Below are 13,347 nucleotides of genomic sequence, written 5' to 3' on the forward strand. Positions count from 1 at the left end.
CCTACGCGCGCTTTACGCCCAGTAATTCCGATTAACGCTTGCACCCTCTGTATTACCGCGGCTGCTGGCACAGAGTTAGCCGGTGCTTATTCTGTCGGTAACGTCAAAACACTAACGTATTAGGTTAATGCCCTTCCTCCCAACTTAAAGTGCTTTACAATCCGAAGACCTTCTTCACACACGCGGCATGGCTGGATCAGGCTTTCGCCCATTGTCCAATATTCCCCACTGCTGCCTCCCGTAGGAGTCTGGACCGTGTCTCAGTTCCAGTGTGACTGATCATCCTCTCAGACCAGTTACGGATCGTAGCCTTGGTGAGCCATTACCTCACCAACTAGCTAATCCGACCTAGGCTCATCTGATAGCGCAAGGCCCGAAGGTCCCCTGCTTTCTCCCGTAGGACGTATGCGGTATTAGCGTCCGTTTCCGAACGTTATCCCCCACTATCAGGCAGATTCCTAGGTATTACTCACCCGTCCGCCGCTCTCAAGAGAAGCAAGCTTCTCTCTACCGCTCGACTTGCATGTGTTAGGCCTGCCGCCAGCGTTCAATCTGAGCCATGATCAAACTCTTCAGTTCAAACATCTTTGGGTTTTTAAGAAACCCTAAACTTGGCTCAGCAATCGTTGGTTACATCTTTGATTTCTCGCGGAGTAACTTGTGATGCTGATAATCTTGTTGACTATCAGTCTGACTCCACAAGCACCCACACGAATTGCTTGATTCAGTTGTTAAAGAGCGGTTGGTTTAGCTTTCGCTGAACCGAGGCGCGCATTCTACAGCAGCCTCTGTTGCTGTCAAGCGGTTATTTTAAGATGTTTTCAAAGTTTCCTCTGTAACATCAACCACTTGCGCTTTCGATCTCTCGTTAGCGGGAGGCGAATTCTACAGCGTTACACACTGCTGTCAACACCTTATTTCCTGCTACTTTCGATTGAGATAATCGAAGTGTTAGCCAGGCAAATGACCTGGTTAACAGCACAGGCTTTTTACAAAGCTTGTACTTATACAAAAACAAAATCCCCGTCTGCGCGAGCAGACAGGGATTTTGGAATTTAATCTTGACGATGACCTACTCTCACATGGGGAAACCCCACACTACCATCGGCGATGCATCGTTTCACTTCTGAGTTCGGGATGGGATCAGGTGGTTCCAATGCTCTATGGTCGTCAAGAAATTCGGTAGCCAGGTCGTTCACCTTTCGGTTTACGCTCCAGCGAATGGGTATGTAATAGTCTGGTGTTTTGTGAGTTGCAAACTTTCGGTTTGTATCGTCTTCACACACCGCAATCTGGTCTCTTCGACGCAAATTGCTTGGGTGTTATATGGTCAAGCCTCACGGGCAATTAGTATTGGTTAGCTCAACGCCTCACAGCGCTTACACACCCAACCTATCAACGTCGTAGTCTTCGACGGCCCTTTAGGGAACTCAAGGTTCCAGTGAGATCTCATCTTGAGGCAAGTTTCCCGCTTAGATGCTTTCAGCGGTTATCTTTCCCGAACATAGCTACCCGGCAATGCCACTGGCGTGACAACCGGAACACCAGAGGTTCGTCCACTCCGGTCCTCTCGTACTAGGAGCAGCCCCTCTCAAATCTCAAACGTCCACGGCAGATAGGGACCGAACTGTCTCACGACGTTCTAAACCCAGCTCGCGTACCACTTTAAATGGCGAACAGCCATACCCTTGGGACCGGCTTCAGCCCCAGGATGTGATGAGCCGACATCGAGGTGCCAAACACCGCCGTCGATATGAACTCTTGGGCGGTATCAGCCTGTTATCCCCGGAGTACCTTTTATCCGTTGAGCGATGGCCCTTCCATACAGAACCACCGGATCACTAAGACCTACTTTCGTACCTGCTCGACGTGTCTGTCTCGCAGTCAAGCGCGCTTTTGCCTTTATACTCTACGACCGATTTCCGACCGGTCTGAGCGCACCTTCGTACTCCTCCGTTACTCTTTAGGAGGAGACCGCCCCAGTCAAACTACCCACCATACACTGTCCTCGATCCGGATAACGGACCTGAGTTAGAACCTCAAAGTTGCCAGGGTGGTATTTCAAGGTTGGCTCCATGCAGACTGGCGTCCACACTTCAAAGCCTCCCACCTATCCTACACAAGCAAATTCAAAGTCCAGTGCAAAGCTATAGTAAAGGTTCACGGGGTCTTTCCGTCTAGCCGCGGATACACTGCATCTTCACAGCGATTTCAATTTCACTGAGTCTCGGGTGGAGACAGCGCCGCCATCGTTACGCCATTCGTGCAGGTCGGAACTTACCCGACAAGGAATTTCGCTACCTTAGGACCGTTATAGTTACGGCCGCCGTTTACCGGGGCTTCGATCAAGAGCTTCGCGTTAGCTAACCCCATCAATTAACCTTCCGGCACCGGGCAGGCGTCACACCCTATACGTCCACTTTCGTGTTTGCAGAGTGCTGTGTTTTTAATAAACAGTCGCAGCGGCCTGGTATCTTCGACCGGCATGGGCTTACGCAGTAAATGCTTCACCCTCACCGGCGCACCTTCTCCCGAAGTTACGGTGCCATTTTGCCTAGTTCCTTCACCCGAGTTCTCTCAAGCGCCTTGGTATTCTCTACCCAACCACCTGTGTCGGTTTGGGGTACGGTTCCTGGTTACCTGAAGCTTAGAAGCTTTTCTTGGAAGCATGGCATCAACCACTTCGTTGTCTAAAAGACAACTCGTCATCAGCTCTCGGCCTTAGAATCCCGGATTTACCTAAGATTCCAGCCTACCACCTTAAACTTGGACAACCAACGCCAAGCTGGCCTAGCCTTCTCCGTCCCTCCATCGCAATAACCAGAAGTACAGGAATATTAACCTGTTTTCCATCGACTACGCTTTTCAGCCTCGCCTTAGGGACCGACTAACCCTGCGTCGATTAACGTTGCGCAGGAAACCTTGGTCTTTCGGCGTGGGTGTTTTTCACACCCATTATCGTTACTCATGTCAGCATTCGCACTTCTGATACCTCCAGCAAGCTTCTCAACTCACCTTCACAGGCTTACAGAACGCTCCTCTACCGCATCACCTAAGTGATACCCGTAGCTTCGGTGTATGGTTTGAGCCCCGTTAAATCTTCCGCGCAGGCCGACTCGACTAGTGAGCTATTACGCTTTCTTTAAAGGGTGGCTGCTTCTAAGCCAACCTCCTAGCTGTCTAAGCCTTCCCACATCGTTTCCCACTTAACCATAACTTTGGGACCTTAGCTGACGGTCTGGGTTGTTTCCCTTTTCACGACGGACGTTAGCACCCGCCGTGTGTCTCCCATGCTCGGCACTTGTAGGTATTCGGAGTTTGCATCGGTTTGGTAAGTCGGGATGACCCCCTAGCCGAAACAGTGCTCTACCCCCTACAGTGATACATGAGGCGCTACCTAAATAGCTTTCGAGGAGAACCAGCTATCTCCGAGCTTGATTAGCCTTTCACTCCGATCCACAGGTCATCCGCTAACTTTTCAACGGTAGTCGGTTCGGTCCTCCAGTTAGTGTTACCCAACCTTCAACCTGCCCATGGATAGATCGCCCGGTTTCGGGTCTATTCCCAGCGACTAGACGCCCTATTAAGACTCGCTTTCGCTACGCCTCCCCTATTCGGTTAAGCTTGCCACTGAAAATAAGTCGCTGACCCATTATACAAAAGGTACGCAGTCACCCAACAAAGTGGGCTCCCACTGCTTGTACGCATACGGTTTCAGGATCTATTTCACTCCCCTCTCCGGGGTTCTTTTCGCCTTTCCCTCACGGTACTAGTTCACTATCGGTCAGTCAGTAGTATTTAGCCTTGGAGGATGGTCCCCCCATATTCAGACAAAGTTTCTCGTGCTCCGTCCTACTCGATTTCACTGCAAAGATGTTTTCGCGTACAGGGCTATCACCCACTATGGCCGCACTTTCCAGAGCGTTCCGCTAACATCAATACAGCTTAAGGGCTGGTCCCCGTTCGCTCGCCACTACTAAGGGAATCTCGGTTGATTTCTTTTCCTCAGGGTACTTAGATGTTTCAGTTCCCCTGGTTCGCTTCTTAAGCCTATGTATTCAGCTTAAGATACCTAACTTATGTTAGGTGGGTTCCCCCATTCAGACATCTCCGGATCAAAGTCTGTTTGCCGACTCCCCGAAGCTTTTCGCAGGCTACCACGTCTTTCATCGCCTCTGACTGCCAAGGCATCCACCGTATGCGCTTCTTCACTTGACCATATAACCCCAAGCAATCTGGTTATACTATGAAGACGACATTCGCCGAAAATTCGCATGTTCAATTAAGAACGCTCACAAATTTTACCTTAGCCTGAATAAACACCAGTGAAAGTGTTATCCAGTCTAACTTTCTATTACATACCCAAATTTTTAAAGAACGATCTAATCAAAAGATCAGAAATCAACATTCACCACCGTTTGATGGAATGCTCATTTCTAAGCTTTACGACAGAAAAACCACAGAGCGACTCTGCAGTTATCGTCTTCTACAATGAATCAAGCAATTCGTGTGGGAACTTATGGAGCAGCTGATGTCGTCGATTAAGGAGGTGATCCAGCCGCAGGTTCCCCTACGGCTACCTTGTTACGACTTCACCCCAGTCATGAATCACACCGTGGTAACCGTCCTCCCGAAGGTTAGACTAGCTACTTCTGGTGCAACCCACTCCCATGGTGTGACGGGCGGTGTGTACAAGGCCCGGGAACGTATTCACCGTGACATTCTGATTCACGATTACTAGCGATTCCGACTTCACGCAGTCGAGTTGCAGACTGCGATCCGGACTACGATCGGTTTTATGGGATTAGCTCCACCTCGCGGCTTGGCAACCCTTTGTACCGACCATTGTAGCACGTGTGTAGCCCAGGCCGTAAGGGCCATGATGACTTGACGTCATCCCCACCTTCCTCCGGTTTGTCACCGGCAGTCTCCTTAGAGTGCCCACCATTACGTGCTGGTAACTAAGGACAAGGGTTGCGCTCGTTACGGGACTTAACCCAACATCTCACGACACGAGCTGACGACAGCCATGCAGCACCTGTCTCAATGTTCCCGAAGGCACCAATCTATCTCTAGAAAGTTCATTGGATGTCAAGGCCTGGTAAGGTTCTTCGCGTTGCTTCGAATTAAACCACATGCTCCACCGCTTGTGCGGGCCCCCGTCAATTCATTTGAGTTTTAACCTTGCGGCCGTACTCCCCAGGCGGTCAACTTAATGCGTTAGCTGCGCCACTAAGAGTTCAAGACTCCCAACGGCTAGTTGACATCGTTTACGGCGTGGACTACCAGGGTATCTAATCCTGTTTGCTCCCCACGCTTTCGCACCTCAGTGTCAGTATCAGTCCAGGTAGTCGCCTTCGCCACTGGTGTTCCTTCCTATATCTACGCATTTCACCGCTACACAGGAAATTCCACTACCCTCTACCATACTCTAGCTTGCCAGTTTTGGATGCAGTTCCCAGGTTGAGCCCGGGGATTTCACATTCAACTTAACAAACCACCTACGCGCGCTTTACGCCCAGTAATTCCGATTAACGCTTGCACCCTCTGTATTACCGCGGCTGCTGGCACAGAGTTAGCCGGTGCTTATTCTGTCGGTAACGTCAAAACACTAACGTATTAGGTTAATGCCCTTCCTCCCAACTTAAAGTGCTTTACAATCCGAAGACCTTCTTCACACACGCGGCATGGCTGGATCAGGCTTTCGCCCATTGTCCAATATTCCCCACTGCTGCCTCCCGTAGGAGTCTGGACCGTGTCTCAGTTCCAGTGTGACTGATCATCCTCTCAGACCAGTTACGGATCGTAGCCTTGGTGAGCCATTACCTCACCAACTAGCTAATCCGACCTAGGCTCATCTGATAGCGCAAGGCCCGAAGGTCCCCTGCTTTCTCCCGTAGGACGTATGCGGTATTAGCGTCCGTTTCCGAACGTTATCCCCCACTATCAGGCAGATTCCTAGGTATTACTCACCCGTCCGCCGCTCTCAAGAGAAGCAAGCTTCTCTCTACCGCTCGACTTGCATGTGTTAGGCCTGCCGCCAGCGTTCAATCTGAGCCATGATCAAACTCTTCAGTTCAAACATCTTTGGGTTTTTAAGAAACCCTAAACTTGGCTCAGCAATCGTTGGTTACATCTTTGATTTCTCGCGGAGTAACTTGTGATGCTGATAATCTTGTTGACTATCAGTCTGACTCCACAAGCACCCACACGAATTGCTTGATTCAGTTGTTAAAGAGCGGTTGGTTTAGCCTTCGCTGAACCGAGGTGCGCATTCTACAGCGTTACAAGCTGCTGTCAACACCTAATTTCCTGCTTCGATGACTTGAAGCTGACACTGCAAAACAATCCAACTCATTGATATTCAAGGAGTTTTCCGTTTCAACTGCGCCGGAAGTGGGACGAATTATAGGCCGCTAAAAATCCTAGTCAAGGGCTAATTGAGTAAAACTATCAATTAACTCCAAATACCCCTAATTACACCTATATAGAGGGGTGCTGACGCACCCCTCTATATAGCTACAGCACGCCAGACCGACGCAAACCCTCTACCACTCCCGCGTCCAACCCCAGCACCCGCTCCAGAACTTGCTGAGTATGCTCACCCAACAAAGGAGGCGCATTGCGATACTCCACTGGCGTTTCAGACAGCCGAATAGGGCTCGCTACCTGCGGCACAAGCCCCGCCAACGCATGCGGTAGATGCATCGCCAATCCGCGGGCACGCACCTGAGGGTCAGCAAATACCTGAGCCAGGTCATTGATCGGCCCACAGGGAACACCAACCGCCTCCAACTGCGCCACCCACTCAGCCGTGGTCTTGAAAACAGTTAACTGCCTGATAAGCGGCACCAACTCCGCCCGATTAGCAACACGCAGCTTGTTGGTAGCAAAGCGCGGATCCCCACCCAGCTCAGGCCGACCAGCCACTTCAGTAAATTTACGGAACTGACTGTCATTCCCTACCGTAAGAATGAAGTCGCCATCTGCCGTCGGAAAATCCTGGTAAGGCACGATATTCGGATGCGCATTGCCCAGGCGCTGCGGCGCTACGCCCGTAGTCAAATAGTTCATCGCCTGATTCGCCAGGCAAGCCACCTGCACATCCAACAGCGCCATATCTATATGCTGCCCGCCACCATCATGCTGACGATGAGCAAGGGCAGCCAGAATCGCCACTGCCGAGTAAAGCCCGGTCAAAATATCTGTCAGCGCAACCCCAACCTTTACCGGCCCCGCCCCATCATCACCTTCAGGCCGCCCCGTCAGGCTCATCAGACCGCCAAGGCCCTGAACCATAAAGTCATAACCTGCCCGCTTGGCATAGGGACCGGTCTGACCGAATCCCGTAATTGAGCAATAGATCAAGTCAGGATTCAAAGCCTTTAGTGACGCATAGTCCAGACCATACGCCTCCAGCCCCCCAACTTTGAAATTCTCGATCAGAATGTCCGACTTGGCCGCCAGATCACGAACCAGCCGCTGCCCTTCAGGCTTGGTGAAATCAATAGTGACCGACTGCTTGTTGCGGTTTGCAGACAAGTAATAGGCAGCCTCCCCCGTACTTTCTCCATAAGCATCCTTGAGAAAGGGCGGCCCCCAGGCGCGAGTGTCGTCACCATTGCCCGGGCGCTCCACCTTGATAACTTCGGCCCCAAGGTCGGCCAGTATTTGCCCGGCCCACGGCCCCGCCAGCACCCGAGACAAATCCAACACCCGCAAATGCGATAAAGCACCCATGAGCCGAGCTCCTGTTAATAGAACGCCTGAAGGCCGGTCTGTGCACGCCCAAGAATCAAGGCATGCACGTCATGAGTGCCTTCATAGGTATTCACAACTTCCAGGTTGACCAGATGACGCGCAACCCCGAACTCATCCGAGATACCGTTACCACCCAGCATGTCGCGAGCCATACGCGCAATATCCAACGACTTGCCGCATGAGTTGCGCTTCATGATCGAAGTGATCTCAACGGCCGCAGTACCTTCATCCTTCATCCGCCCCAGACGCAGGCAACCCTGCAGGGCCAGCGTAATCTCGGTCTGCATATCGGCCAGCTTTTTCTGGATCAACTGGGTCGCCGCCAAAGGCCGGCCAAATTGATGACGATCCAGCGTGTACTGACGCGCCGTATGCCAGCAGAACTCAGCAGCCCCCAGCGCCCCCCAGGAAATCCCGTAACGAGCCGAATTCAGACAGGTAAAAGGACCTTTCAGGCCGCGCACATCCGGGAAGATGTTCTCTTGGGGTACAAACACGTTATCCATCACGATTTCGCCAGTAATGGACGCACGCAAGCCAACCTTGCCGTGAATCGCGGGCGTAGTCAGGCCCTTCCAGCCTTTTTCCAGAACAAAGCCACGAATGTCGCCTTCATCATCTTTCGCCCACACCACAAACACATCGGCGATAGGACTGTTGGTGATCCACATCTTGCTGCCCGTCAGGCTATAGCCACCATCAACCGAGCGAGCACGGGTAATCATCGCGCCCGGGTCAGAGCCGTGGTTAGGCTCCGTCAGACCGAAGCAGCCAATCCATTCGCCAGATGCCAGCTTGGGCAGGTATTTTTGCTTCTGCGCCTCGGTGCCGAACTCATTGATTGGCACCATCACCAAAGATGACTGCACGCTCATCATCGAGCGGTAGCCCGAATCGACCCGCTCCACTTCACGAGCTATCAGGCCGTAGCTGACGTAATTAAGACCGCTACCGCCGTACTGCTCCGGAATCATCGCACCCAGCAAACCGGTTTCGCCCATTTCACGGAAGATCGCAGGGTCAGTCTTCTCATTACGGAAAGCATCAAGAATACGTGGCGCCAACTTGTCCTGAGCAAACTGCTCAGCACTGTCACGCACCATGCGCTCTTCTTCAGTGAGCTGCTGATCCAGCAACAGTGGATCAATCCAGTTGAAGCTTGCTTTACCCGCCATGAGAGAACCCTCGCGTAATAGATAAAATGTCGTGAGCCGATCCTAGGCCCCTTCTATATAGAAGGACAAACGAGGATTCAGCACCATCCTGTGATAATTTCTCACTCCGTAACTCTATAAATAGCCTTTTCTGACTTCGTTTAGTGAGGAAGCCGTACATGCGCCGCAAGATCCCTAGCACAACAGCCCTGATCAGCTTCGAAGCGGCCGCACGCCATGAAAGCTTTACCAAGGCAGCACATGAGCTTTCCCTCACTCAAGGGGCTATTTGCCGACAGATTGCCAGCCTGGAAGAGTTCCTGAGTGTAGAGCTCTTCCGACGCTCTAAACGTGGCGTAAAACTGACCGAAGCAGGCCTTTCTTACAGCAGACGCATAGCAACCCAGTTGGATGCCGTGGAACGGGACACGCTGTCCGTCATGGGCCAACAGGGTGCCAACGTCATCGAGCTGGCTGTGGTGCCCACTTTCGGGACGCAATGGCTACTCCCTCGGCTCAAGGACTTTCAGCACCAGCATCCGGACGTCACGGTAAACCTGACCAACCGCACTCGCCCCTTTCTGTTTGCCGATACCGACTTTGATGCTGCCATCTACTTCGGAGATGCCGACTGGTCCGGAACATCGTCCTACCGCCTGATGGGTGAAAACCCGGTCCCCGTGTGCAGCCCCACATTATTGGGGGAACAGCAAAGCCTCACCCCGCCAGCGCTCTGCGAACTCCCCCTGCTGCAACAAACCACACGCCCCTATGCCTGGCGCCAATGGTTCAACGCGCAGGACATGAACGTACCTCGCGACATGACCGGGCCACGCTATGAACTGTTCTCGATGCTGGCCCAAGCCGCCATGCATGAAATGGGCGTCGCCCTTATCCCCCCCTTTCTGATTCAGCGAGAACTGGCCGAAAAACGCCTGGTGATTGCCAACGAGAGCACCCTGCTCAGCACCAAGGCTTACTACCTGATGATCCCCGAACGCAAAATCGAATCAGCTTCATTGCAGGCCTTTCGAGACTGGCTAGTCAATCAGGCCGCCACTTACAGCCTGATTTGAAAAACCGCATGGTCCAAACAAACTATGTAGTGATACATAAAAACACACTACATATGTACGTAAATGTCGCGTTTAAACACTCTGTACTTTGGTCTAACTGGACAAACCTGCAAGCCAGTAACCACGAGGCCTGCAGGGTATTTCTCAAAGTTATGCAGCGATAACCAAAAGAAATGTGAAAAAAACTCAGAAAACACTCAAATCCTCTGAAAGCCTCGTATTTAAAGGCATGCAGCCGATCATTGCGACATTCGGTCACTGCATGACTTGTAGTTAAAATCCCGTCGCCCTCCATAAGTCCTTGAAGGGTAAAAAAATTGCCAGCAGAATGCCCCGCCCCACCCATACTTTGGTGGGATCGTGCTGATCGGCCGCCCCAGTCGCACCATCCGTAGTGCGCTGGCTTTCTTATAAAAGATCACGCAGGAGATATGACGTGCACATTGGTGTTCCTCTCGAGACCCATACGGGTGAAACCCGGGTTGCTGCAACCCCGGAAACCATCAAGAAGCTGATCGGCCAAGGCCATAAAGTGACTGTTCAAAGCGGCGCAGGTATCAATGCCAGCGTTATCGACAGTGCTTATGAAGCCGCCGGCGCAACTATTGGCAACGCTACAGATGCTTTCGGCGCAGAGCTGATTCTCAAGGTTGTCGCCCCAAGTGACAGCGAACTGGCCCTGATCAAGACTGGCACCGTGCTCATTGGCATGCTCAACCCGTTCAGCAATGAAACCATTGCCAAACTGGCCGAGCGCGGGATCACCGCTTTCTCTCTCGAAGCCGCTCCCCGAACCTCTCGTGCGCAAAGTCTTGATGTGCTGTCATCCCAGGCCAACATCGCCGGCTATAAAGCCGTCTTGGTCGCCGCCCACCACTATCCGCGCTTTATGCCGATGCTCATGACCGCCGCCGGGACCGTTAAGGCCGCTCGCGTACTGATTCTGGGCGCAGGCGTGGCTGGCTTGCAGGCGATCGCCACGGCCAAACGCCTGGGCGCAGTGATCGAGGCATCCGATGTACGACCAGCCGTTAAAGAGCAGATCGAATCGCTGGGCGCCAAGTTCGTCGACGTGCCTTACGAAACCGACGAAGAGCGTGAGTGCGCCATTGGCGTAGGCGGCTATGCACGCCCAATGCCTGCCAGCTGGATGCAACGCCAGGCACAGGCTGTTCACGAACGCGCCAAGCAGGCTGACATCGTGATCACCACCGCCTTGATCCCGGGCCGTAAAGCTCCGGTACTGCTCAGCGCTGAAACCGTAGCCCAGATGAAACCCGGCTCGGTGGTCATCGATCTGGCTGCAGCCCAAGGGGGCAATTGCCCGCTGACCGTCGCCGACCAAGTAGTGGTTGAGCACGGTGTCACCATCGTCGGCCACACCAACCTTGCCGCAATGGTTGCTGCAGACGCCTCGGCGCTCTACGCCCGCAATCTGCTGGACTTCCTCAAGCTGGTCTTCACCCCCGAAGGACAGTTCCAGATCAACCTTGAAGACGACATCGTCGCCGCGTGCCTGATGTGCCGTGACGGTCAAGTCGTGCGCAAAAACGGCTGAGGATAAAAATAATGGAAGAGTTCATCTCCCCCGGTATCTACAACCTGATCATCTTCGTGCTGGCCATCTATGTGGGCTATCACGTGGTATGGAACGTGACACCTGCACTGCACACACCCTTGATGGCCGTCACCAATGCCATTTCAGCCATTGTGATTGTGGGCGCCATGCTCGCTGCCGCACTGACTGTTACCCCGCTGGGCAAAACCATGGGCACCCTGGCGGTCGCGCTGGCTGCCGTAAACGTATTCGGTGGATTTTTGGTCACCCGGCGCATGCTGGAAATGTTCAAGAAGAAAGCACCTAAAGCCAAAGAAGAGGTGCGCAAGCCATGAGCATGAACCTGGTCACTGTTCTGTATCTGGTTGCATCAATCTGCTTTATTCAGGCGCTCAAGGGCCTGTCGCACCCCACCACCTCACGTCGCGGCAACCTGTTCGGCATGCTCGGCATGGGCCTGGCGATCATTACCACGGTTGGCCTGATCTACAAGCTGGGCGCAGAGATCGCGACGGCTGGCATCGGCTACGTGATTGTCGGCCTGCTGGTCGGTGGTACTGCTGGCTCAATCATGGCTAAACGCGTCGAAATGACCAAAATGCCTGAGCTGGTCGCTTTCATGCACAGCATGATCGGCCTCGCGGCGGTATTCATTGCAATCGCAGCCGTGGTCGAACCGCAGTCCCTGGGTATCGTCAAACACCTGGGCGACGCTATTCCTGCAGGCAACCGTCTGGAACTGTTCCTGGGTGCAGCCATTGGTGCAATCACCTTCTCCGGTTCGGTGATCGCCTTCGGCAAACTCTCTGGCAAGTACAAGTTCCGCCTGTTTCAGGGCGCACCGGTACAGTTCAGCGGCCAACACAAGCTGAACCTGGTACTGGGCCTGGCCACGCTGGCACTGGGCATCACCTTTATGCTGACCGGCAACCTCAACGCTTTCGCGCTGATGCTGGCCCTGGCGTTTGTGCTGGGCGTGCTGATCATCATCCCGATTGGCGGCGCCGATATGCCTGTCGTGGTATCGATGCTTAATAGCTACTCAGGTTGGGCAGCAGCCGGTATCGGCTTCTCACTGAACAACTCGATGCTGATCATTGCCGGCTCGCTGGTAGGTTCTTCGGGTGCGATCCTGTCGTACATCATGTGCAAGGCGATGAACCGTTCGTTCTTCAACGTGATCCTCGGTGGTTTTGGTGGCGCAACAGACGCTGGCGGCCCAGCTGGCACGCAAGAGGCCCGTCCGGTCAAATCCGGCTCGGCTGACGATGCCACCTTCCTGCTGATGAACGCCGACACCGTGATCATCGTTCCAGGCTACGGCCTGGCTGTTGCCCGGGCACAACACGCGCTCAAGGAACTGACCGAAAAACTGACCCATCGCGGCGTCACCGTAAAGTACGCCATTCACCCGGTTGCAGGCCGTATGCCAGGTCACATGAACGTGCTGCTGGCCGAGGCCGAAGTGCCTTACGACCAGGTGTTCGAGATGGAAGACATCAACTCCGAGTTTGGCCAGGCTGACGTAGTGCTCGTCCTGGGCGCCAACGACGTGGTCAACCCGGCGGCCAAGAACGATCCAAAATCGCCGATCGCTGGCATGCCGATCCTCGAAGCCTATAAAGCCAAAACCGTCATCGTTAACAAACGCTCAATGGCCAGTGGCTATGCGGGCCTGGATAACGAACTGTTTTATCTGGATAAAACCATGATGGTCTTCGGCGACGCCAAGAAGGTTATTGAAGATATGGTTAAAGCTGTCGAGTAACATCTGGTATCAACGCAATATCGAAAACCC

Annotated in this window: 6 protein-coding genes and 4 rRNA genes (1 of these 10 only partly in view); 4 read left to right on the top strand and 6 right to left on the bottom strand. The window is 53.2% G+C overall.

Annotated elements, in window-relative coordinates:
- The 6 genes from V6P94_RS02640 to V6P94_RS02665 form a co-directional block, all read right to left on the bottom strand.
- Positions 1-579, bottom strand: a 16S ribosomal RNA gene (locus tag V6P94_RS02640); it reaches 958 nt to the left of the window's first position.
- Positions 580-1,059: 480 nt separating this feature from the next.
- Positions 1,060-1,175 (bottom strand): 5S ribosomal RNA (rrf, locus tag V6P94_RS02645).
- A gap of 151 nt (positions 1,176-1,326) precedes the next feature.
- Positions 1,327-4,218: ribosomal RNA gene (locus V6P94_RS02650) — 23S ribosomal RNA — on the bottom strand.
- A 324-nt stretch (positions 4,219-4,542) separates the two neighbouring features.
- Positions 4,543-6,079 (bottom strand): 16S ribosomal RNA (locus V6P94_RS02655).
- The 16S, 23S and 5S rRNA genes sit together here, the layout of an rRNA operon.
- A 440-nt stretch (positions 6,080-6,519) precedes the next feature.
- Positions 6,520-7,740 (bottom strand): CaiB/BaiF CoA-transferase family protein, encoded by a 1,221-nt coding sequence (locus V6P94_RS02660; RefSeq protein ID WP_133074887.1) that lies wholly within the window; start codon positions 7,738-7,740, stop codon positions 6,520-6,522.
- A gap of 14 nt (positions 7,741-7,754) precedes the next feature.
- Positions 7,755-8,936, bottom strand: coding sequence for an acyl-CoA dehydrogenase (locus V6P94_RS02665; RefSeq protein ID WP_046809476.1), 1,182 nt, complete (start codon positions 8,934-8,936; stop codon positions 7,755-7,757).
- Positions 8,937-9,094: 158 nt separating this feature from the next.
- Between V6P94_RS02665 and V6P94_RS02670 the strand changes: the two genes are divergently transcribed.
- From V6P94_RS02670 to V6P94_RS02685, 4 genes are all read left to right on the top strand, one after another.
- Positions 9,095-9,991, top strand: a complete 897-nt coding sequence (locus V6P94_RS02670) for a LysR family transcriptional regulator (RefSeq protein ID WP_338649006.1) — start codon at positions 9,095-9,097, stop codon at positions 9,989-9,991.
- Positions 9,992-10,427: 436 nt separating this feature from the next.
- Positions 10,428-11,549 carry a Re/Si-specific NAD(P)(+) transhydrogenase subunit alpha gene (locus V6P94_RS02675; RefSeq protein ID WP_133074889.1) on the top strand — a complete coding sequence of 374 codons (1,122 nt, stop codon included), beginning with the start codon at positions 10,428-10,430 and terminating at the stop codon, positions 11,547-11,549.
- Between the two features lie 11 nt (positions 11,550-11,560).
- On the top strand, positions 11,561-11,884 hold the full coding sequence (locus V6P94_RS02680; RefSeq protein ID WP_019826992.1) for an NAD(P) transhydrogenase subunit alpha: 324 nt from the start codon (positions 11,561-11,563) through the stop codon (positions 11,882-11,884).
- Positions 11,881-13,317, top strand: a complete 1,437-nt coding sequence (locus V6P94_RS02685) for an NAD(P)(+) transhydrogenase (Re/Si-specific) subunit beta (protein ID WP_133074890.1) — start codon at positions 11,881-11,883, stop codon at positions 13,315-13,317. The genes V6P94_RS02680 and V6P94_RS02685 overlap by 4 nt, the downstream gene beginning before the upstream one ends.
- The last annotated feature ends 30 nt before the right edge of the window (positions 13,318-13,347 follow it).

It is taken from the genome of Pseudomonas sp. ML2-2023-3 (genome assembly GCF_037055275.1).
In the GTDB taxonomy this organism is placed as follows: Bacteria; Pseudomonadota; Gammaproteobacteria; order Pseudomonadales; family Pseudomonadaceae; genus Aquipseudomonas.

Coding starts and splice junctions, on each gene's coding strand:
- V6P94_RS02660 (WP_133074887.1), bottom strand. CDS start 7,740: ATGGGTGCTTTATCGCATTTGCGGGTGTTGGATTTGTCTCGGGTGCTG.
- V6P94_RS02665 (WP_046809476.1), bottom strand. CDS start 8,936: ATGGCGGGTAAAGCAAGCTTCAACTGGATTGATCCACTGTTGCTGGAT.
- V6P94_RS02670 (WP_338649006.1), top strand. CDS start 9,095: ATGCGCCGCAAGATCCCTAGCACAACAGCCCTGATCAGCTTCGAAGCG.
- V6P94_RS02680 (WP_019826992.1), top strand. CDS start 11,561: ATGGAAGAGTTCATCTCCCCCGGTATCTACAACCTGATCATCTTCGTG.
- V6P94_RS02685 (WP_133074890.1), top strand. CDS start 11,881: ATGAGCATGAACCTGGTCACTGTTCTGTATCTGGTTGCATCAATCTGC.